Below are 21,060 nucleotides of genomic sequence, written 5' to 3' on the forward strand. Positions count from 1 at the left end.
CATGACCGAGCCCCTGCGCATCGTCGTCGGCAGCGACGACGCCGGCTTCGACTACAAGGAGATCCTCAAGCACGACCTGGAGCAGAGCGAGGGCGTCGCGTCGGTCGTCGACGTGGGCGTCGGCGCCGACGGCCACACGCCGTACCCGAAGGTCGCGATCGAGGCCGCCGAGCGCGTCGCCCGCGGCGAGGCCGACCGGGCGCTGCTCATCTGCGGCACCGGGCTGGGCGTCGCGATCGCAGCGAACAAGGTGGCGGGCATCCGCGCCGTCACCGCGCACGACTCGTTCTCGGTCGAGCGCGGTGTGCTCTCCAACGACGCGCAGGTGCTCACGATGGGACAGCGGGTCGTCGGCATCGAGCTCGCCCGCCGGCTCGTGCGCGAGTGGCTGACCTACCGATTCGACCCGTCCTCCGCCTCGGCGTCGAAGGTCGCGGTCATCGGGGAGTACGAGAGCACCGGATCCTGCTGATGGCGCCCGTCACGGTGGGGGTCAGCCTGAAGGCGTACTTCGGGCGGCGTCAGGCGCGCGCGTGGTTCGCGCAGGCATCCGTCGCGCTGCGCGCCCACGAGGGCGTCCGCAGCGGCGCCGTCGAGGTCTTCGTCATCCCCACCTACCTGCAGATCGACGACGCCGCCGGCGCGTTCGCGGGAACCCCCGTGCGCCTGGGCGTGCAGGACGTCTCGGCGCACGAGCCGGGTCCGTTCACGGGCGAGGTGACCGCCGCGGAAGTGGCCGAATCCGGCGTCGCGTATGCCGAGGTCGGCCACGCCGAGCGACGCCGGCTGTTCGGTGAGTCGGACGAGGTCGTGGCCGCGAAGACCGCCGCGGCGCTCCGCCACGGCGTGACGCCCGTGCTGTGCATCGGCGAGGACGAGCAGCAGGATGCCGCGTCCGCCGCGACGGCCACGGTCGCCCAGCTCGCGCGCGACCTCGCCGGCGCCCCGGCCGGACCGATCGTCGTCGCGTACGAGCCGGTCTGGGCGATCGGCGCCCCCTCGCCCGCGCCCGTCCCCCACATCTCGGCGGTGACCCGCGCGCTCCGCGCAGCGCTCTACGCGGACCCGGACCGCGCGGGCTCGCGCGTCATCTACGGAGGCTCGGCGGGGCCCGGCCTGCTCGGCGAACTCGGCGACGCCGTCGACGGACTCTTCCTCGGCCGGTTCGCACACGACCCGTCGGCGTTCGCGGCGGTCCTCGATGACGCGCACGCCCTCGCGCTCCGCCGGAGCGCGCCGTGATCGGGCTCGGGACGTATGCCTTCTTCTGGGAGCACTCCGACCGCTCCCCCGACCCGCTCTCGCTCGTCGGCGCATTCGAGCGCACGCGCGAGCTCGGCGTCGAGCTGTTCCAGATCTGCGACTACGACCCCCTGACCGAGATGTCGGACCGGGAGGTCGAGGATGCCGCTCGCGCGGCGCGCGAGCTGGGGCTGCGCATCGAACTCGGGACGAAGGGTCTCGGGCACGATCACCTCGAACGGTTCCTCGCGCTCGCGGAGGCGTTCGATGCCCGCCTCGTGCGCAGCATGATGTTCGGGCCGGACTCCCGGCCGACGCTCACCGAGGCCGGCGCGCTGCTGCGCAGCATCCTCCCCTCGTACGAGTCGGCCGGGGTCACGCTCGCGCTCGAGACCTACGAGCAGGTCGCGACCGACGACCTGCTCGGCCTCGTGCGCGACGCCGACAGCACGAACCTCGGCATCTGCCTCGATCCCGCCAACGTCGTCGCACGGCTCGAATCCCCGCGCACGTGCGTCGAGCAGACCGCCGCTGCGGTGGTGAACGTGCACGCGAAGGACTTCGCGTTCGACCGGCAGCCCGGCTGGGTCGGCTTCACCTACTCGGGAGCTCGCATGGGCACGGGCCAGCACGACTACCGACACCTGCTCGACACGGTCCGCCCGCGGGAGCGCGGGATCAACGAGATCGTCGAGCACTGGTTGCCCTGGCAGGGCGACCCCGAGACCACCATCCGCACGGAGCGGGAATGGACCCGCGCCACCCTCGACCACCTGAGGAGCTTCGAATGAGCCACACCATCGCCGTCATCGGCGCCGGAGGGAAGATGGGCATGCGCGTGTCCAACAACCTCGTGAAGACCGACCACACCGTCCACTACGTCGAGAACTCCCCCGGCGGACGCGAACGCACCCTCGACGCAGGACGCGAGCTGACCGAGGCATCCGTCGCCGTCGCGGACGCCGACATGGTCGTCCTGGCCGTCCCCGACCTCGCCCTCGGCGCCGTCACGGCCGAGCTCGTCCCGCAGCTGAAGGCCGGCGCGATCGTGCTGACGCTCGACCCCGCCGCCGCGTACGCCGGGCTCCTCACGACCCGCGACGACGTCATCCAGGCCGTCGCGCACCCGTGCCACCCGTCGGTGTTCCTCGAGCGCACGACGAGGGAGGAATGGGCCGACACCTTCGGCGGCATCGCCGCGCCGCAGGACGCCATCGCCGCCGTCGAGTCCGACGATCCCGAGCACGCGCGCATCGTCGAGGAGACCGTCCGCGCCATCTACGCGCCCGTCATCGACGTCCACTTCGTCACCGTGAAGCAGCTCGCCCAGCTCGAGCCGACGCTCGTCGAGACCGTCGCCTGCATGATCGGCTCGCTCCTGAACGAGGCGCTCGACGAGGCGATCCACACGATGGGCGTCCCCGAGGCGGCAGCGCGCAGCATCCTCTACGGGCACACCCAGGTGGCGCTCGCCAACGGCCTGCGCGGTGACAACCCGTTCAGCGACGCGTGCCTGATCGCGATGGACTACGGTCGCGAGAGCATCATCAAGGAGGACTGGAAGAAGATCTTCCGCGACGACGAGCTCGATGCGAACCTCGCGCGCATGCTGCACCTCGACCACATCGAGCGCTGACCCGGAGATGAGCGACATGGCACGACTGCACGGCAGGACCGCCCTCGTCACCGGCGCCGCCCTCGGCATCGGCGCGGCGGTGGCCGAGCGCTTCGCCCGCGAAGGCGCCCGCGTGATCCTCGCCGATCGCGACAGCGACGGCGCGGCAGCCGCGGCCGCGCGCATCGGCGAGGCCGCGATGGCGGTGACGATGGACATCTCCGACGAGGCGTCGGTCGAGGCCGGGTTCGCGGCGGCGACGGATGCCGGATGGGCGCCGAACGTGGTGGTGGCCAACGCCGGCATCCAACTGTTCGGTCAGGATGCGCCGGCGGCCGACCTCGACCTCGACGTTTGGCGCCGCACGATCGACGTCAATCTGACCGGCGCCTTCCTGACCGTGAAGTACGCCGTCCGCACGATGCTCGCCCTCGGCGGCGGGTCGATCATCCTCACCGGCAGTCCCACCGCCGTCAACGGCGAGGGCAGGGACTTCACCGCCTACAGCGCCTCGAAGGCGGGGATGCACGGGCTCTCCCGCACGGTCGCGGCGGCGTACGCCGACCGCGGCATCCGGGTCAACACGGTGCAGCCCGCCTACACCGAGACGCCGCTCGTCGCCGCGATCAGCGAGGACCCCGAGTCCCGTGCCGCGATCGTCAGCCGCATCCCGATCGGCCGCGCAGGGACGCCGGACGACGTCGCCGGGATCATGGTCTACCTCGCGAGCGACGACGGATCGTTCGCGACCGGGGCGACGTTCCAGGTCGACGGTGGGATGACCTCGCTCTGACATGGTCTGGCACACCGAGCATCCGTCGTGGCGGAGCGGCCCCTGGTCGCTCGAGCTGCGGGGCGACGAGCTGGCCGACATCGCCGCCTACGGCCGGGTGGTGCTGCGCAGCATCCGCGCCGTCGTCCGCGACGCCGACTGGAACACCGCGGACCTCGTCGTGGACGGCGTGCGGAGCACCGATGTCACGCTGACGCTGCATGTGCGCTCGGAGGGGCTCGGGTCCTCGTTCTCGGGCGTCGTCCGCGTCGAAGCCCGACCGGCGGGGCTCCGGGTCCTGCTCGACCTCGAAGCGGGTGCCGCGTTCGACACGAACCGCACGGGCCTGGTCGTTCTGCACCCGCCGTCCCTGGCCGGCAGGCCCGCCGAGGTGCGGCATCCCGACGGCACCGGCGAGCGCACCGCCTTCCCGCGCGCGATCAGCCCGCACCAGCCGATGCGGGACATCGCGGGGCTCAGGTGGGAGGTACCGGGCGCGACCGTCGACGTCGCGTTCGACGGCGACGTCTTCGAGATGGAGGACCAGCGCAACTGGACCGACGCCTCGTACAAGACCTACAGTCGCCCGCTCGACCTGCCGTTTCCCTACCGCGTCGAGGCCGGCGAGCGCGTGCGCCAGTCGGTGGCGATCGAGGTGGCGGGCGAGCCCGCCGCAGCAGGGACGGACGACGGCGCCGTGCTCACGCTTCGCGACGGCGGACGCTTTCCGCAGATCCTGCTGGGCGCGGGGACCGCGCCGGATCCGGCCCCCACGGTGGCGCCCGTGGGCGACGGCCTCGTCGTCGAGCTCGACCTCGGCACCCCGACCTGGCCCGCCGCATTGGCCCGGGCCGCGGCATCCGCCGTGCCCCTGGATGTGCGCGTCGTCCTCGGTGACGACGCCGACGCCCTGGATGCCGCGGCCGAAGCGCTTCGAGGGCTCGACGTGCTGCGGGTCGCCGCCTTCCAGCCGGGCGGCGACGCGCGCCACGTCTCCGACGCTCCCGCGACGGCCGCTCTCCGCACGGCGCTGGACCACGCCGGCATCCGTCCGCCCGTGGCCGGCGGCTCGAGGTCTCACTTCACCGAGCTGAATCGCGAACGGCACCGGCTGCCGGACGACCTCGACGGCATCCTCACGACGGTCACCCCCCTGTTCCACGCGACCGGCACCGAGCAGCTCGTCGAGTCCGTCGCCGTGCAGCGGCTCGTCGCGACGCAGGCGGTCGGGTACGCCGACGGCACACCGGTGCACATCGGGCCCGTCTCGCTGCGACCGCGCTTCAACAACGTCGCGACCGGCCCGCAGCCGGCGCCCACCCGCGGGAATCTGTCGGAGGGATACGGAGCGGAGTTCACCGGCGCGACGGACACGCGTCAGTCCGCGCCGGAACTCGCCGCGTGGACGGTCGCGAGCGCTGCAGCGCTCGCCGTTCCCGGGGTCGCCTCACTGGCGTTCTTCGAGGAGTGGGGACCGCGAGGCATCCGCGCCTCCGACGGGACCGACCTGCCCGTGGCATCCGCGCTGCGCGAGCTCGCCGCCGGCTCGGGCGGCGCGCTGCTCTGGGGTGACAGCCCCGACGGCCTGGTCTGGGCGATCGGTCATCGACGGGGCCGTCGCACGACGCTGCTCGTCGCGAACCTCGACCGCGCGGCGCGCTCGCTCTTCTTATCCGTCGACGGCGTGGAGGACGGCATCGACCTCGCCCCCGGAACCTTCCGCACGATCGAGCGCTGAGCCGCCCGCCGTCCGAGGCAGGGCTCCGACCTGTCAAGGGGGCGGATGCCGGCCCCCACCGCGCGTAGCGTGCCGCCATGAGCGACGCATCAACGACCCCCGACCAGGACGATCCCACCGGCGGCGACGAGATCACGGAGAATCAGCTCGACGCCGACAACGCCGTCGAGGAGGACACCCTCAAGACCCTCGACCCCGACGACTCGCCCGCCTGAGCGGCCGACTCACGCCTCGCGCGTGATGAGGACCTTCACCTCGAGGCGGCTCTTGAACGGCCCGGCGTAGACGCCGCGCAGCGGCGGGACGTCGTTGTAGTCGCGCCCGCGGCCGACGGTGACGTGACGGTCGCCAATCTCGGCGTCGTTCGTCGGGTCGAACCCGTGCCAGGAACCCGCGTACCACTCGATCCAGGCGTGCGACTCGCCGACGACGGGCACGCCGACCTCGGCGGTGGGGTTCGGGTGCAGGTAGCCCGACACGTACCGCGCCGGAATCCCGACCGACCGCAACGCACCGAGGGCGATGTGCGCCATGTCCTGGCACACCCCCTTCCGCTCCGCCCACGCCTCGGCACCGGTCGACTGCACCTCGGTCGCGCCCGGCACGTACTCGACGGCCTGACCGATCGCCGTCGCGATCGCGAGGGCGGCGTGCGAGGGGTTCTCGTGCTGTGCGGCGATGCCCGCGGCGAGGTCCGCGACCTCGGGGTGGGGCTCGGTGCGCCGTGTCTGCGACAGCATCTCGACCGTGCCGATCGCCCGCTGCGCGTCGCGCGTCAGCGCCTCCCACGACATGTCGGGGTGGGTGAGCGGCCGCGCCCGCACCTCGACGAGGGAGCGCGCCGTGATCTGGAGGGCGGAGTGCTTCGCGAGCACGTCGAAGGCCGCCACCCGCGTGCCGAAGTAGTCGACGAAGTAGTTCACGGTCGTCGACGGGTCGATGTCGAGCTGCGAGCTCAGGACGAACTGGCTGTCGCTCGTCGTCGGCAGCATCCGAGCCTCGTTGTACGACGCCCCCACCTCGCCGGGGTAGTCGAAGCCCGTCGTGTGCTCGATGCGCAGCCGCTTCATGAGGTCTCTCCGATCCAGCTGGGTTCGGCCTGGGTCGGGAAGAACCGCGCCCGGATGGCCTCGGACGCCTCGCGCGTCACCGACTGCACGCTCTGCATGTGGGCGGGGAGCTCAGTGAGCACCTCGTCGATCGGCCGGTACTCGAGTTCGTTGCGCATCCGCCCGAGGGCGCGCAGCACCGAGTTGGAGTGCCCGACGCGGTCGGCGACGGGGTCGATCGCACTCATGCACTGCTCGGCGGTGCGGATGGAGTGGATGATCGACCGCGGGAACAGCCGGTCGAGCAGCAGGAACTCCGCCGCGTTCTGCGAGCTCGGCATCCCTCGGTAGGTCCGCAGGTACGCCTCGTACGCGCCGCACGAGCGCAGGATGGTCGTCCAGGACGGACCGGATGCCTCGGTCAGCGACCTCGTCGCGAGCATTCGCGCGGTCATGTCGGTGCGCTCGATGGCCCGCCCGAGCGTGAAGAACTGCCAGGCCTCGTCGTGACTCGTCGAGTTGTCCGTGACGCCGACGGCGAGCGCTGCGCGCTCGCGGACCCACTGGAAGAACTCGTGCGTCTTCTCGTCGTTGAGACGCCGCGGCATGCGCGAGTACGTCGTGTTGAGCGTCTCCCAGAGCTCGGTCGACACGATCTCGCGCGCCCGACGGGCGTTCTCGCGGGCGGCCTGCAGCGAGTACGCGATGGACGAGGGGTTCGTCCGGTCCACCGCGAGGTGCGTCAGGACGTCGGCGCGGGTGACGGCGCGGCCGCCCTCCGGCGCGGGGGTGCCCATGACGCCCATGAGCGAGCGGCACGCCGTGTCCTCGTCGATCCACGGGTCCTCGAGCAGCAGTTGCAGGTGCACGTCGAGGATGCGGGCGGTGCCGTCCGAGCGCTCGATGTAGCGCCCGATCCAGAACAGGCTCTCGGCGATCCGGCTCAGCATGCGTCCTCACCCCCGTCGGCGTCGCGCCCCTGCTGCTGCTGTTCCTGCTGCTCCGCGGTCGTGCGCGGCCGGTCCTGCGGCGAGTGCGCCGGCTCGTCCTGTGCGTCGTAGATGATCGGGATGGCCGAGGTCGCGGTGGCCTGCTCGGCGACGAGTCCCGCGAGCGACTGCGACTGCCCGTACTCGCCTCGGCCCGGTGCCTCGCCACCGACGATCCAGGTGTCCTTCGAACCGCCGCCCTGGCTCGAGTTGACCACGAGCTGCCCCTCGGGGAGGGCGACGCGGGTGAGCCCACCGGGGAGCACCCACACCTCGTCGCCGTTGTTGACGGCGAAGGGGCGGAGGTCGGCGTGGCGGGGCCGCATCCCGTCGTCGACGAGGGTGGGGATCGTCGAGAGCATGACGACGGGCTGCGCGATCCAGCCGCGCGGGTCGGCGCGGAGCTTCGTGCGCAGCGCGTCGAGCTCGGCGGGGCTGGCGTCGGGCCCGACGACGAGGCCCTTGCCGCCGGAGCCGTCGACCGGCTTCACGACGAGCTCGTCGAGCCGGTCGAGCACCTCTTCGAGGGCGCCCGGGTCTTCGAGGCGCCATGTGTCGACGTTCTTGAGGATGGGCTCCTCGGCGAGGTAGTACCGGATGAGGTCGGGCACGTAGGTGTAGAGCAGCTTGTCGTCGGCGACGCCGTTGCCAACGGCGTTCGCGATCGTCACGTTGCCCAGGCGCGCCGCGAGCATGAGCCCGGGGGCCCCGAGCATCGAGTCGGCGCGGAACTGCAGCGGGTCGAGGAAGTCGTCGTCGACCCGGCGGTAGATGACGTCGACGCGGCGCGGACCGCGGGTGGTCCGCATGAAGACCTTGCCGCCCTGGCAGACGAGGTCCCGCCCCTCGACGAGCTCGACGCCCATGAGCCGGGCGAGCAGCGTGTGCTCGAAGTAGGCGGAGTTGTAGACGCCCGGCGTCAGCACGACGACGTTCGGGTCGTCGACGCCCGGAGGCGCGGAGTTCCGCAGCGCCTGGAGGAGCTTGTTGGGGTAGTCGCCGACGGGACGCACGCGCATCGAGACGAAGAGCTCGGGCAGCGTCTGGGCCATCACGCGTCGGTTCGAGATGACGTAGCTGACACCCGACGGCACGCGGACGTTGTCCTCGAGGACGCGCATCTCGCCGTGCTCGTCGCGGATGAGGTCGATCCCGGCGACCTGGATGCGGACACCGTTGGCCGAGCGGATGCCGGCGGCCTGACGGTAGAAGTACTGCGACGACGCGATGAGCTTCGCCGGCAGGACGCCGTCGCGCACGACGTGCTGGTGCCCGTACGCATCGTCGAGGAAGGCCTCGAGCGCACGGACGCGTTGCTGCACGCCTTTCTCGATGCGCGACCACTCGTCGTAGGCGATGACCCGGGGCACGGCATCCAGCGGGAACGGACGCTCCTCGCCTGCGAAGTCGAACGTCACGCCCTGCGCGAGGTACGAACTGGCGAGCGATTCGGTGCGTCCGCGGAGCTCCTCCTGCGTCATCTGAGCGAGCGCCTGGTACAGCTCCCGGTACGCCGACCGGGAGCGCGCGGCCTCGCCCGGGTGCGCGATCTCGGCGAACATCTCGTCGAACGCCGGGACGCCGGAGGGGGTCTTGCGCGGTGCCAGCGTGGAACCGTAGCCGTCGAAGAGGTCACCCATGCGACGAGCCTAATCCGGGCGGTGTTGCCGGAGTGTTTCGCCGTGCGGTCAGTCCGCGAGGGCGAGTCGCAGCTGCTCCACGGCCCAATCGATCTCGGTGGCGCGGATGATCAGCGGAGGTGCCATGCGGATCGTCTGGCCGTGCGTGTCCTTGACCAGGACACCGCGCGCCAAAAGCCGCTCGGCGACCTCGCGTCCGGTCCCCTTCGCCGGATCGATGTCGACACCCGCCCAGAGGCCCGCGACGCGGATCGCGGTCACTCCCGCGCCGATCAGGGGCTCGAGGCGGGAGCGCAAGTGGTCGCCGAGGGCAAGGGCGCGCTGCTGCAGGTCGCCGGTCGCGAGAAGGTCGACGACGGCGAGGCCCACGGCCGCGGCCAGCGGATTGCCGCCGAAGGTCGAGCCGTGCTCCCCCGGGTGGATGACACCGAGGACGTCGCGGTTCCCGACGACGGCGGAGACCGGGAGGATGCCGCCGCCCAGCGCTTTGCCGAGCAGGTACAAGTCCGGCACAACGCCTTCGCGCTCGCACGCGAACGTCGTTCCGACCCGGCCGAGGCCGGACTGGATCTCGTCGGCGATGAACAGCACGTTCGCCGCCGTGCACGCCTCGCGTACCGCGCGGAGATACCCGTCCGGCGGGATCACGACGCCGGCCTCGCCCTGGATGGGCTCGATGAGCACCGCGGCCGTGTTCTCGTCGATCGCCGCCGCGAGGGCCGCGGCATCCCCGTAGGGGACGATCTCGAATCCGGGGGCGAACGGGCCGAAGCCGTCGCGCGCCTGCGGGTCGTCACTGAAGCCGACGATCGTCGTCGTCCGGCCGTGGAAGTTGCCCGACGCGACGAGGATCTGCGCGCGCCCCTCGGGCACGCCCTTGACCCGGTACGCCCACGCGCGCGCGACCTTGATGCCGGTCTCGACCGCTTCGGCGCCGGTGTTCATCGGCAGGACCATGTCCTTGCCGGCCAACTCGGCGAGCGCAGCCGCGAAGTCGCCGAGCCGGTCGTTGTGGAAGGCCCGGCTCGTCAGCGTCAGCCGGCCGAGCTGCTCGGTGGCCGCCGCGACGAGGGCGGGATGCCGGTGCCCGAAGTTCAACGCCGAGTAGGCCGAAAGCAGGTCGAGGTACCGCTTGCCCTCGACGTCGGTGACCCAGGAACCCTCACCCTCGGCGACGACGACCGGGAGCGGGTGGTAATTGTGGGCGACGTGGGCCTCTTCGGCCGAGATCACGGCGTCCGACGCGGGCAGATCGGGGTCGGTCATCGCGCACCTCCGCGCAGTTCGAGCGTGCAGCACTTGATGCCGCCGCCGCCGAGCAGCAGCTCGGACAGGTCGATGGGGACGGGAATGTAGCCGCGCTCCTCGAGCTGCGCGGCGAAGTCGGTCGCGCGCGGCGAGACGAAGACGTGGAGTCCGTCACTGGCCGCGTTCAGCCCGAAGACGGCACCGTCGGCATCCGACACCTGGATCGCGTCGGGGTAGCGTTCGGCGAGCTCACGACGCGAGTCCTCGTCGAAGGCGGAGGGCAGATAGGCGATGTTCGCCCGCTCCACGCCGCCGGGGCCCTGGACGGGGTCGAGGACCGTGATCGCGGTGTCGAGGTGGTAGTACCGCGGATCGACCAGCCGCAGCGAGACGACCTCGCGCTCGAAGACCCGCCCCAGCTCGCGATGACTGTCGCCGACGGAGCGGAAGCCGGTGCCGGCGAGGATCGTGTCGCCGACGAGCAGGAAGTCGCCCTCACCCTCCTGCACCTCGGTCGGCTCGACGACCTCGAACCCGTGCGCGGCGAACCAGTCCATGAAAGGACGCTCCTCGCCGCGACGCTCGTCGACGCGGAACCGGACGCCGAGCGCACGGCCGTCCACGATGAACCCCCCGTTCGCGGTGTAGACCATGTCGGGCAGACCCGGCACCGGGTCGATGAGTTCGACCTCGTGGCCGAGCTCGATGTACGCGTCGTGGAGCGCCTGCCACTGGCGGACCGCCTTGGCGGTGTCGGTGGGACGCGACGGTTCCATCCACGGATTGATGCTGTACGACACCGTGAAGTGCTCGGGGCGGCACATCAGGTATCGGCGGTGCTGGGCGATGCGGGTCGGCTTCTCGGTCGGCGTCGTCATTCTCGCTCCTCGTCTCCGGGGCGGCGGACGCTGTCCTGAGGCCCGACGGAGCTCTGGAGAGCCGACGGATCGGGCACGCCGGATCCCATCATGGCAGGTCGGGTGCAGTAATCCGGTGGATGCATGCCACGCGGGGTTGCCTGGGAATGACAGGATGCAGATCATGGCCAGACGCACGGGTGAACAGACCAGAGCCCTCCTGTTGCGCGCCGGCATGCAGATGCTCCTCGAACGCGGGGTCAGTGCCGGTGTACATCACATCCGCCTGCAGGACGTGCTGCGGCGGACGGGACTGACCACCGGGGCCGCCTACCGGCTATGGGCCGATCAGGCCGACTACCACCGCGACCTCGCCGTCTCGATGGTGCGGATGCGGATCACAGGACCCGCCGACGGGATGCGCGCCCGCGTGGACGAGATGATCGCCGCCGGTGCGTCCGGCGAGGAGATCGTGCGCGAAGCGGCGCTCGCTCACGTGCAGGCTGCGGAGCTCACCACCGAGGACCCGACCGAGGCGCTCGACGCGCAGTCCTTCCGTGTCGCCCTGGCGCTGCGGACCACGGCCGACACGTGGCCCGAGCTGACGGAGGCGAGCCACGCTCGGCACCGGGAATCGATCAACGCCTTCGCGGAGCTGTACCAGTACGTCATCGACGCCTACGGCATGCGCATGCGGGACGGGCTGACGATCCAGGACTTCGCGGAGGCGATGGCCGCGATGGCCGAAGGCTTCGCAATCCAGTCGCTCGAGCGCCTTCCCCACCCGACCTTCCGGATGACGGGGGCGGACGGCACGCCGACGGGTGAATGGACCCTGCTGGGCCTCACCGTCCGCGCCCTCGTGGATTCGTTCATGATCCCGCGCGAAGACGCGGACCCGGGTGCCTGGGTTCGGCTTCCGCGCTACGCCTGAGAACACGAATGCCCCGGGCTCGAACCGATGGTCCGTGAGCCCGGGGCGACACTCCCCCCGAAGTGTTTTCGTGCGCGCTCCCCAGAAGCGCTCGACTATTCAAACAAGCCGATGTCCCTCACCGCCAGAAAGATAAGTTGTTTTCTTCGGCGGATCGATTAATGCAGCCGTATCGCCCCCGCGGACGGATCAGATGACGGATTCGCTCCAGTGATCTGGGTTGCCGAAGCGGTGGGCCGTGATCGAGATCGCCTGTTCTCGCAGGAAGGGAAGCAGTTCGATGCGACCCGCCTGCGTCACCTCGTCGGCGTAGACGGCGAGATCGGGGTCGCCGTCGATCGCTGACACCAAGGCGGTCCGGACCTCCTCCACCTGCACGGGGGAACCCACCAGACGCACCCGGTCGGCGCGGGCGGGCGCATCCTCCGCCGCCGGGCCCGCCATGCGCGCGAACCACTGCTCGTCGGATTCGACGAAGACGGGGACGTCGAGCGCGGTCAGCGCGGAGCGCACCGTCGCGGGAAGGCCCGCCGGCGTGCTGACGGTGAACGCCGACCCCGCACGGACAGCCGCGATGATCGCACGGACGAGCGCCTGCGGCGGCGCATCCGTCGTCGACCGGATCTCGGCGGTCGACGGCCGGTACCGGAAGAGGTTCCGCTCGACACCCAGGTGCGAGACGTCCACGACCTTGCCGAAGATGCGGTTCCATGCGACGGCATCCGACAGCGCGCCGCGGCGCAGCCACTCGAACGCCTCGTACCCGAGCGCGGGCTGCGCGGCTTCGATGACGTCCGTGATCGAGGAGTCGAGTCCCTTGAGGTGCAGCGTCGACGACGTCGCGGCACCGGCGGTGGGACGCCACGACCCGAGGCCGATGAGGTGGTTCGGTCCGCCGGCCTTCGCTCCCCCGCCGACCGACGAGCGCTTCCACCCGCCGAACGGCTGACGCTGGACGATGGCACCGGTCGTCCCGCGGTTGACGTAGAGGTTGCCCGCTTCGACGCGATCGAGCCAGACCGCCAGGTCGTCGGGATTCTGGGTGTAGAGCCCGGCGGTCAGGCCGTAGTCGACGGCGTTCTGAAGTTCGATCGCGTGCTCCAGCGAGCGCGCGTGCATGACGCCGAGCACCGGACCGAAGAACTCCTCGAGGTGGACGCGCGAACCCGGCTTCACGCCGGTGCGGATGCCGGGGGTCCAGAGCCGCCCGGGGTAGCGCTCGTCAGCCAGCTCTCGCGGCTCCACGAGCCACGCCTCGTCCTCGTCGAGCGTCGTGAGCGCCCATTCGAGCTTGCCCGACGGGGCCTCGACGAGCGGGCCGATCTCGGTCAGCGGGTCGTCCGGCGATCCTACGCGGAGCGAGGTCGCGGCATCCACCAGCTGCCTCGAGAAACGCTGGGACCGGGCGACGGGCCCGACGAGGATCGCGAGCGATGCGGCGGAGCACTTCTGACCCGCGTGGCCGAAGGCCGAGCGGACGAGATCGGATGCCGCGAGGTCGAGGTCCGCCGACGGCATCACGATCATCGCGTTCTTGCCGCTCGTCTCGGCCTGCAGTGCGAGGTCGGGGCGCCAGGAGCGGAAGAGGGCCGCGGTCTCGAACGAGCCGGTGAGGATCACGCGGTCGACCGACGGGTGGGTGATCAGCTGCTTCCCGAGTCCGCCTTCGTCGAGGTCGACGAGGGCGAGGACACCTCGGCCGATGCCGGCCTCTTCGAGCGCCTCCCAGATCGCCTCGGCGACGACGGCGGCGCAACGGCGGGCCTGCGGCGCCGGCTTGAACACGACGCCCGAGCCGGCCGCGAGTGCGGCCAGGGCGCCGCCGGCCGGGATCGCGACGGGGAAGTTCCACGGCGGGGTGACGACCGTCACGCGGGAGGGCACGAAGACCGCTCCGCTGACGCTGTCGAGCTCGCGTGCGGTAGCCGCGTAGTAGCGGGCGAAGTCGACGGCCTCGCTCACCTCGACGTCCGCTTCGGCCAGGGTCTTGCCGGTCTCGGATGCCGCCACCTCGATGAGCTCGCCGCGGCGGGCCTCGAGAGCGCGCGCTGCGCGGAGCAGCACGTCTGCACGGTCCGCGGCGGGCATCGAGCCCCACGCGTCGGCGGCCGAGGCGACCCGGCCGACGACATCCTCGAGCTCGGGCTCGCTGCCGATGCGGGCGGCGGCGATCGCGGCATCCCCCGCCGTCGACGTGGCGACGCGGCCCAGGATCGATCGCGCCCACGCGCGGTTGGCGGGGAGGGCGGGGTCGGTGTCGGCCGTGTTGCGGAAGCCGGGCGCACCCTGCGAGACGACCGTCTCGCGCGAGGAGAAGACCGCGGTCTCTACGAACGCGTCACCGCCGAACAGCGACGGGGGGCCGGGCAGCTCGGCCGGACGCGTCTCGTCCGGGTCTGCTGCGGCGGCGCCTCGGCCGGCGATGCCGAGGACGACCTGGGTGAGCGCCGCGTCGTCGAGGTGGGCCGCGGGCGCGGCATCCGTCGTCGTCGCGGGATCTGCCTCGTCGGGCGTCGCGGCGCGATCCTGATGGCGACGGGGGCCGGTGGTGAGCATCCGGTCCGCCGCGCGGGCGACCGAGGCCGTGAACCGGTCCCGTTCGCGGACGAACATGGCGCGGTCGAACGCGAGATCGAATGCGGCCGAGAGGAAGTTCTCGTTCGACGCGTTCTCTTCGAGACGGCGGACCAGGTAGCTGATCGCGACGTCGAACTCGTCGGGGCGGACCACCGGGACGTACAGCAGGACGTGCCCGATCTCGCGCGCGACGGCTTGCACCTGACCCTGGGCCATGCCGAGGAGCATCTCCACCTCGACATCGCGCTGCACCCCGCGTTCACCGGCGAGCAGCCAGGCGTAGGCGATGTGGAAGAGATTGTGGCCGGCGACACCGATGCGCACCGCCTCGGTGTTCTCGGCCCGAAGAGCCTCGTCCAGACAGCGGACGTAGTTCGCGTCGGTGTCGAGCTTCGTCTCGTAGGGAGCGCTCGGCCAGTCGTGCATGACGGCGTCGACGTGCTCCATCGCGAGGTTCGCACCCTTGACGAGGCGGATCTTGATGCGCGCGCCACCGGCCGCGACACGCTCGCGCGCCCAGGAGGTCAGGGTGCGCAGCGCGGGGAGGGCGTCGGGCAGATACGCCTGCAGCACGATTCCTGCTTCGAGGTCGCGCAGTCGCGGGTCGTCGAGGACGCGCGTAAAAACGGCCATCGTCAGGTCGAGGTCGCGGTACTCCTCCATGTCGAGGTTGAGGAACGTGCCGTCCTCGGCCGCCGACAGGTAGAGGGGGCGCAGCCGCTCGACGACGCGTTCGACGATCTCGTCGAACGCCCACATCGAGAGGTGGCTCGCGATCGCGGAGACCTTCACCGAGACGTAGTCCACGTCGTCGCGGCGGACGAGCTCGTGGATGCCCTCGAGCCGGCGGAGGGCCTCGGACTCGCCGAGCACTGCCTCGCCGAGCAGGTTCAGGTTGAGGCGGGCACCCGATTCGCGGAGCGTCTGCAACGCCGGGCCGAGCTTGTCGGGCCGAGCGTCGACGATGAGGTGGCCGACCATCTCGCGCAGCACACGCCGCGCGATGGGCACGACCGGGGACGGCAGCAACGGCGCGACGGCGCCGCCGGCGTGGACCGCGGCGCGCAGATACCAGGGCAGGAATGAGGGGGCGAGCGGCGCAACGCGCTGCAGATTGGATGCCGCGGCGGTCAGGGACTCCGGCCGCATGACCCCATCGACGAAGCCGAGGGTGAAGGGCAGGCCGTTCGGGTCCTTCAACACCCCCGCGAGACGCTCGGCAGCGGGGTCGACGGCGACCTCGGCGGATTCGGCGACCCAGCGCTCCGCGAGGGCGATGGCCCGCTCGGCGAGGTCGGAGGTGGGCGCTTGTGGCGCGACAGACGTGTCCGACATGAGGCTCAGCCTAAGCGCGCCTCGGGCGCGCACGGCGGGACACGCGAGGACCCGGGGTCAGGGCCAGATGCTCGGCGCCTTCGCACGGGTCGACGGCAGAGCGGATGCCGCGGCCCAGTCCTGGATCCACTGCGGGATGGGCGGCAGGGTGTCGGGGCGGTGCAGGGCGTCGAAGAGCTCGTCGAGCGGCACGATCCCGCCCGTGCGGCGCAGGAATCGGACCCGGAGGATCATCTCGGCGTAGACCTCGCCGCCCACGACCGCGCGGTGCATCTGGTAGACCGCCTTGTCGTCGTGGCCGATGATCCGGCTCTCGACGGTGAACCGCTGCCACAGCTGGAGCGACTTGCGGAAGGTGACCGTCTCACTGGCGACGACGCCGTACCAGCCGCGCTCGTTCATCGTCTGCCAGATGCCCGTGCGCGTGAGCAGGTCGAACCGGCCGAGATCGAACAGCGACGCGTACCGGCCGTTGTTCATGTGGCCGAGGAGGTCGATGTCGGTGGGCAGGGTCCGGAGCCGGATACGGCCGACCGCGTCGGGCGGGATCGGTCCGCGCCGTCGGTACATCACGCGGGCGCGCATCAGGGTCAACAGGGTCCGCCACCATACGTTCACGAGCGGCGAGCCTAGCCATGTACACGCGCACAGCGCGGCATCCGTTGTCGCTTGTCGACAGTCGTGACGCGGCATGCGGGGCTCGATCGCTGTCGATTTCACGATCCGACCGGCCGTGCGTAGAGTCTGCCCATGGAGCCCGAACTGCAGACCGACACCGTCGTCCGTCCCGTTCGCGATGTGGATGCCGAGGCCCTCGGCCGAGTGCACGCGACGTGCTGGCACGAGACCTACGACCACCTCATCAGCAAGGCCGCGCTCGAGAACGTCTCGGCCCGTCGGCTGGCCGAGCTCTGGACGCACTGGGCTCAGCAGGGTCCGGACTTCACCATGGTCGCGGCCCTCGTGAACGGCGAGATCGTCGGCTTCGCCGGCTCCGGGCCCGCCCGAGACCGCGACGCTCCCCGCAACCGCGAGCTGTACTTCATCTACCTGCTCGACGCGTGGCACGGCACCGGAATCGGTCAGCGCCTGTTCGACGCCGCGGTTCCCGAAGCCGACAGCGAGTTGTACCTGTGGGTCGCCGAGGACAACCCCCGTGCCCACCGGTTCTACACCCGCAACGGCTTCACCCTCGACGGGGCGAGCCACACCGAACCCTTCCTCGGCGAGACGCTGACGGAAGTCCGCTTCGTGCGCTGACGCACGAGCGCGAGACTCGACGGCGCGGCATCCCGTTTCGGATGCCGCGCCGTCGGACTTTGTAACGTGGACCGTTGTGGCGTGGACGCCGGTGCTGTGACGGATGCACGACTGGCGAAGTGGATGCCGCCTGCGCGCCGCCCGGCGGCGACACCCGCACCGCCGCCCGTGCGGATGCCATCGGACCGACGGGCCGCGGCGGTGCGTCAGCGGCTCTTGACCTCGCCGAACAGGCGCGCGATCGGGGCGACCACGAGTGGCCGCATCGCGACGTAGGCCGCCACGGTGACCGCCATCGACAGGGCGAAGAGCCAGAACCCGGTCCAGTTGTCGGCGTAAGCCTGAGGGTCGGTCGACCCGGTCGCCGCATACATGTGTCCGAGGTTCCGGAGCGCCCCGGTCGAGAGAACGAGCGCGACGTGGACCACGATGAACAGGACGAAGTAGAGCATCGTCGGGAAGTGCAGCTTGCGGGCCCACTCGACGGGGTAGAGCCGGTTCAGTGTCGTCGCCTGCTTCGGCCACATGGCGCTCATCCGGTATCCGGTGATCGCTGCGACCGGAGCCGCGACGAAGATCGTGGCGAAGTAGGCGAGCTGCTGCAGCGCGTTGTAATTCACCCACCCGTTCTCGGTCGGCCAATCGAGCGAGACGTACTGCAGGGCCGCCGACAGCGCGTTCGGGAACACCTCCCATGAGGTCGGGATCACCCGCATCCACTGGCCCGTCGCGAACAGCAGGACGACGAAGATCAGGCCGTTCGCGAGCCACAGGATGTCGAGGGCCTGGTGCAGCCAGAGGGTCAGGCTCATGCGGCGCTTGCGGTCCTTCTTCGAGATCCACATGGCCGCCGGGCGCTTCTCGGATCGGACCTGCAGTCCCGTCCGGATGACCAGCACCATGAAGAACGCGTTGAGGAAGTGCGACCAGTTCAGCCATGCGGGGAACCCCACGGGAGCGCCCTCCGGCAGGTGGTACTCGCCCGGGTACGTCGCGAGGAAGTCCTGGAACGGCTCGAGGCTGAGGATCCAGCGGACGGCGAGGACCGCCATTGCGGCGACATAGAGGACCGCGGCGCCGCCGAGGACGACGACCCCGGCCCACTGGATCTTCGTGAACGGGCCGAGGCGCGCAGGTTCCGGCTTCGCCGCTGGGCGACGGGCGACGCCCGCGTGCGCGAGCGGGCGCTCGGCGAGCGGCGCGCGCAGGGCGGCGGGCTCCCCGGCGGGGGTGGCGGGGGTGGCGGGCGCGGGCGCAGCGGGCTCCGAGGCGGTTGTCGAGGGCGCGGGGGCCGGGGTGGCGGACGCGGGCGCGGCGAGGGTCGGGGAAAGCGGGGCGCGCGGGGCGGGCGTGGTCTCGGCGGGGGGCCAGGCATCACCGCCCGGGGCGCGCGGGAGGCCCCGGCGGACCGCGCCGGGCGCGGGGATGGATGCGGCGACGGACGCGACGTCCGCGGTCGCCGCCCCCGGGTCGTCCGCGGTTGCGGGAGTCGCCGCGGTTGCGGGAGTCGCCGCGGTTGCGGGAGTCGCCGCGGACGCGGGAGCTGCCGCGGATGCGGGAGGCGCCGCGGACGCCGACGCCGCGGGAGCCGTGCGATGCTCCGCGGATGCCGCACTCCCGGCCGGTACCGGGCGGGAGGATGCGGGGGGCCAGGGCTCGCCGCCGGGGGTGCGGGGAAGCCCACGCCGCTGGAGCACCGCCTGTTCCGGGGGCGCGACCTGCCGGACCGAGGGACCGTCCACGACGGCAGGCGTCCCTGGAACGGCAGCGGCCGGCGGCGCCTCGGCCTCAGGGGACGCGTCGTGCCCTGCGACGAAGTCGGGAGCGACATCGTGCGTCCCCGGAACCGCGACTGCATCCGCGAGCGGCGCCGCAGCCGCAGCCGCCTCCGGCACCGCGGCTGCTTCCGGGACCGGCGCCGATCCTGCGGGCGGCCAGGGGTCGCCGCCGGAGGCGCGCGGAAGCCCGCGACGCACCGAACGCGCGTATGTCGCCATCCGTCCCTACTTCTTCCCCGCCTCGAGCGCCGCGATCAATTGCGGCACGACGGTGAACAGGTCCCCGACGACACCGAAATCGGCGATGTCGAAGATCGGTGCGTCTCCATCTTTGTTCACCGCGACGATGGTCTTCGCCGTCTGCATGCCCGCCTTGTGCTGGATGGCACCCGAGATGCCGAGAGCGACATACAGCTGCGGCGACACGGAGACGCCGGTCTGACCGACCTGGTACGAGTAGGGCACGTAACCGGCATCCACCGCAGCGCGAGAGGCGCCGACCGCGGCGCCCAGTGCGTCGGCGAGCTGCTCGACGAGCGCGAACTGATCGGCGGAGCCGAGTCCGCGTCCGCCCGAGACGACCTTGGCGGCGCCGCGCAGCTCGGGCCTGCTCGAGACGGCGACCGCCTCGTCGAAGCCCGTGATCGTCGCAGCCGGCGCTCCGAATGCCTCGACCTGCAGCGCCACGACATCCGGTGTCTCGACGGCGGCGGCGCGCGCGTCGATCGACCCCTGGCGGACCGTGACCACGAGCGGACCGAAGGTCGCACCCGCGGTGACGTTGTACGCGCCGCCGTAGACGGAGTGCTGCGCGAGCACACCGTCGTCGTCGCGGGAGACGCCGACGGCGTCGACGCACAGCGCGGCCGAGGTGCGGGCCGCGAATCGACCCGCGGCATCCCGCCCCTCGATCGAATTCGAGAAGAGCACGGCATCGGGCTCCACGAGAGCGGATGCCGCGGCCACCGCATCGACGATGGGCACCGTCAGAGCCGAGCCGGCGCCACCGAGGCCCGCCGTCAGGACGGTCGCGGCGCCGAGGGCTCCCGCGGCCGCCGTGAGCTCCGCGTGCCGGGACTCGTCGGCGACCACGAGCACGACGGGAGTGCCGATCGAGGCGGCGGCACCGATGAGGCCCGCGGCCGATGCGGCGAGATCGCCGGCGGGGGTCACGTCGAGCCAGACGAGGACGGCGTCAGGGGCGAAGTCGGTCACGATGTTCTCCTCGGTCTCTCACGCCAGCCGGTTCTCGAGCAGGAAGGCCGCGAGCTTCTCACCGGCATCCCCCTCATCGACGATCTTGGTTCCCGCGTGACGCGGCGGCTTCTGCCCAACCGCGGTCATGATCGACTGCGGGGCGGATGCCGGGTCGACGTCGACGTCGAGATCGCCGAGCGACAGCACCTCGAGCGGCTTCTTCTTCGCCGCCATGATGCCTTTGAAGTTGGCGAAGCGGGCGTCGGGGAGCGCTTCGGTGATGGAGATGACGGCCGGGAGCGCAGCGGTGACCGACGCGGTGCCGAAATCCGTCGCTCGCGTGCCGCTCACCGAATCCGGCGCGATCTCGACCGCGGTCAAAGCGGTGGCCTGCGGCACGCCGAGGTGCTCGGCGAGCATCGCCGGCAGCACGCCGCCTGCACCGTCGGTCGAGAGGTTGCCGGCGATGACCAGATCGAAGCCGGTGCGGCGCAGCGCCGCGGCGATGACACGGGCCGTGACTCCGAGATCCGCGCCGCGGAGGGCGTCGTCGGTGATCTGGACAGCGGAGTGGGCCCCCATCGCGAGTCCCTTGCGGAGGGACGCGGTCGCGGCATCCGACGCCATCGTCATCACGACGACCTCGGTTCCGTCGTTCGCCTCGGAGTATGTGAGGGCCGCTTCGAGCGCGCGCTCGCCGATCTCGTCGAGCACGCGATCGGACGCGTCGCGTGCGGCGAGCCCCGTCTCGAGATCGAGCGTGCGATCACCCCAGGTGTCCGGCACTTCTTTCAGCAGGACGACGATCTTCATTGACTCCTCCTCGGCA

19 protein-coding genes are annotated in these 21,060 nt (G+C 71.4%); 9 read left to right on the forward strand and 10 right to left on the reverse strand.

The genetic code is table 11. The annotated features are described in order from the left end of the window. Nucleotide 1: 1 nt before the first annotated feature. From ACIQLK_RS00710 to ACIQLK_RS00740, 7 genes are all read left to right on the forward strand, one after another. Nucleotides 2–472: a ribose-5-phosphate isomerase gene (locus tag ACIQLK_RS00710; RefSeq protein WP_091356869.1), complete on the forward strand. Its 471-nt coding sequence runs from the start codon at nt 2–4 to the stop codon at nt 470–472. Further along, nucleotides 472–1,242 (forward strand): triose-phosphate isomerase family protein, encoded by a 771-nt coding sequence (locus ACIQLK_RS00715; protein WP_400362079.1) that lies wholly within the window; start codon nt 472–474, stop codon nt 1,240–1,242. The genes ACIQLK_RS00710 and ACIQLK_RS00715 overlap by 1 nt, the downstream gene beginning before the upstream one ends. Further along, a complete protein-coding gene (locus tag ACIQLK_RS00720) occupies nt 1,239–2,033 on the forward strand; it encodes a sugar phosphate isomerase/epimerase family protein (protein WP_400362081.1) in 795 nt (264 codons plus the stop codon). Before ACIQLK_RS00715 ends, ACIQLK_RS00720 begins: the two co-directional genes overlap by 4 nt. After that, nucleotides 2,030–2,878 carry a phosphogluconate dehydrogenase C-terminal domain-containing protein gene (locus tag ACIQLK_RS00725; RefSeq protein ID WP_400362083.1) on the forward strand — a complete coding sequence of 283 codons (849 nt, stop codon included), beginning with the start codon at nt 2,030–2,032 and terminating at the stop codon, nt 2,876–2,878. The genes ACIQLK_RS00720 and ACIQLK_RS00725 overlap by 4 nt, the downstream gene beginning before the upstream one ends. 16 nt (nt 2,879–2,894) lie before the next feature. Then, entirely contained in the window at nt 2,895–3,650 is a 756-nt protein-coding gene (locus tag ACIQLK_RS00730) for an SDR family NAD(P)-dependent oxidoreductase (RefSeq protein ID WP_400362085.1), read from the forward strand. Nucleotide 3,651: 1 nt separating this feature from the next. Beyond that, on the forward strand, nt 3,652–5,367 hold the full coding sequence (locus tag ACIQLK_RS00735; protein ID WP_400362086.1) for a hypothetical protein: 1,716 nt from the start codon (nt 3,652–3,654) through the stop codon (nt 5,365–5,367). A gap of 77 nt (nt 5,368–5,444) precedes the next feature. After that, on the forward strand, nt 5,445–5,582 hold the full coding sequence (locus tag ACIQLK_RS00740; RefSeq protein ID WP_400362088.1) for a hypothetical protein: 138 nt from the start codon (nt 5,445–5,447) through the stop codon (nt 5,580–5,582). Nucleotides 5,583–5,591: 9 nt separating this feature from the next. Here ACIQLK_RS00740 and ACIQLK_RS00745 read toward each other — a convergent pair whose 3' ends face one another. Genes ACIQLK_RS00745 through ddaH form a run of 5 tightly spaced genes read right to left on the reverse strand, consistent with a single transcriptional unit; the run spans nt 5,592 to nt 11,171 of the window. Next, nucleotides 5,592–6,437, reverse strand: coding sequence for a transglutaminase family protein (locus tag ACIQLK_RS00745; protein WP_091356888.1), 846 nt, complete (start codon nt 6,435–6,437; stop codon nt 5,592–5,594). Next, nucleotides 6,434–7,366: an alpha-E domain-containing protein gene (locus ACIQLK_RS00750; protein ID WP_091356892.1), complete on the reverse strand. Its 933-nt coding sequence runs from the start codon at nt 7,364–7,366 to the stop codon at nt 6,434–6,436. The genes ACIQLK_RS00745 and ACIQLK_RS00750 overlap by 4 nt, the downstream gene beginning before the upstream one ends. Next, nucleotides 7,360–9,045: a circularly permuted type 2 ATP-grasp protein gene (locus ACIQLK_RS00755; RefSeq protein WP_400362090.1), complete on the reverse strand. Its 1,686-nt coding sequence runs from the start codon at nt 9,043–9,045 to the stop codon at nt 7,360–7,362. Before ACIQLK_RS00755 ends, ACIQLK_RS00750 begins: the two co-directional genes overlap by 7 nt. A gap of 48 nt (nt 9,046–9,093) precedes the next feature. Beyond that, nucleotides 9,094–10,311, reverse strand: coding sequence for an ornithine--oxo-acid transaminase (gene rocD, locus ACIQLK_RS00760; RefSeq protein WP_400362092.1), 1,218 nt, complete (start codon nt 10,309–10,311; stop codon nt 9,094–9,096). Then, nucleotides 10,308–11,171, reverse strand: coding sequence for a dimethylargininase (gene ddaH, locus ACIQLK_RS00765; protein WP_400362094.1), 864 nt, complete (start codon nt 11,169–11,171; stop codon nt 10,308–10,310). Before ddaH ends, rocD begins: the two co-directional genes overlap by 4 nt. A 163-nt stretch (nt 11,172–11,334) precedes the next feature. Here ddaH and ACIQLK_RS00770 point away from each other — a divergent pair, with 163 nt between their 5' ends. Beyond that, entirely contained in the window at nt 11,335–12,084 is a 750-nt protein-coding gene (locus tag ACIQLK_RS00770; RefSeq protein ID WP_400362095.1) for a hypothetical protein, read from the forward strand. A gap of 189 nt (nt 12,085–12,273) precedes the next feature. On the opposite strand, the gene ACIQLK_RS00775 is transcribed toward ACIQLK_RS00770, so the two are convergent. Both ACIQLK_RS00775 and ACIQLK_RS00780 read right to left on the reverse strand, forming a co-directional pair. Beyond that, nucleotides 12,274–15,996, reverse strand: a complete 3,723-nt coding sequence (locus tag ACIQLK_RS00775) for a proline dehydrogenase family protein (protein ID WP_400362097.1) — start codon at nt 15,994–15,996, stop codon at nt 12,274–12,276. A gap of 57 nt (nt 15,997–16,053) precedes the next feature. Further along, nucleotides 16,054–16,614, reverse strand: coding sequence for an acyl-CoA thioesterase (locus ACIQLK_RS00780; protein WP_400362099.1), 561 nt, complete (start codon nt 16,612–16,614; stop codon nt 16,054–16,056). 132 nt (nt 16,615–16,746) lie between these two features. Between ACIQLK_RS00780 and ACIQLK_RS00785 the strand changes: the two genes are divergently transcribed. Continuing rightward, nucleotides 16,747–17,256, forward strand: coding sequence for a GNAT family N-acetyltransferase (locus ACIQLK_RS00785; RefSeq protein ID WP_400362101.1), 510 nt, complete (start codon nt 16,747–16,749; stop codon nt 17,254–17,256). Nucleotides 17,257–17,462: 206 nt separating this feature from the next. Here the strand turns inward: ACIQLK_RS00785 and ACIQLK_RS00790 are convergent, their stop codons facing one another. Genes ACIQLK_RS00790 through ACIQLK_RS00800 form a run of 3 tightly spaced genes read right to left on the reverse strand, consistent with a single transcriptional unit; the run spans nt 17,463 to nt 21,044 of the window. Continuing rightward, complete coding sequence (locus tag ACIQLK_RS00790) at nt 17,463–19,253, reverse strand: cytochrome b/b6 domain-containing protein (protein ID WP_400362103.1); 1,791 nt, start codon at nt 19,251–19,253, stop codon at nt 17,463–17,465. Between the two features lie 6 nt (nt 19,254–19,259). Further along, nucleotides 19,260–20,249, reverse strand: coding sequence for an electron transfer flavoprotein subunit alpha/FixB family protein (locus tag ACIQLK_RS00795; protein WP_400362105.1), 990 nt, complete (start codon nt 20,247–20,249; stop codon nt 19,260–19,262). Nucleotides 20,250–20,267: 18 nt separating this feature from the next. After that, nucleotides 20,268–21,044 carry an electron transfer flavoprotein subunit beta/FixA family protein gene (locus ACIQLK_RS00800; protein WP_400362107.1) on the reverse strand — a complete coding sequence of 259 codons (777 nt, stop codon included), beginning with the start codon at nt 21,042–21,044 and terminating at the stop codon, nt 20,268–20,270. Nucleotides 21,045–21,060 lie beyond the last annotated feature (16 nt).

Source organism: Microbacterium sp. NPDC091382 (assembly GCF_044757025.1).
Classification (GTDB): domain Bacteria; phylum Actinomycetota; class Actinomycetes; order Actinomycetales; family Microbacteriaceae; genus Microbacterium.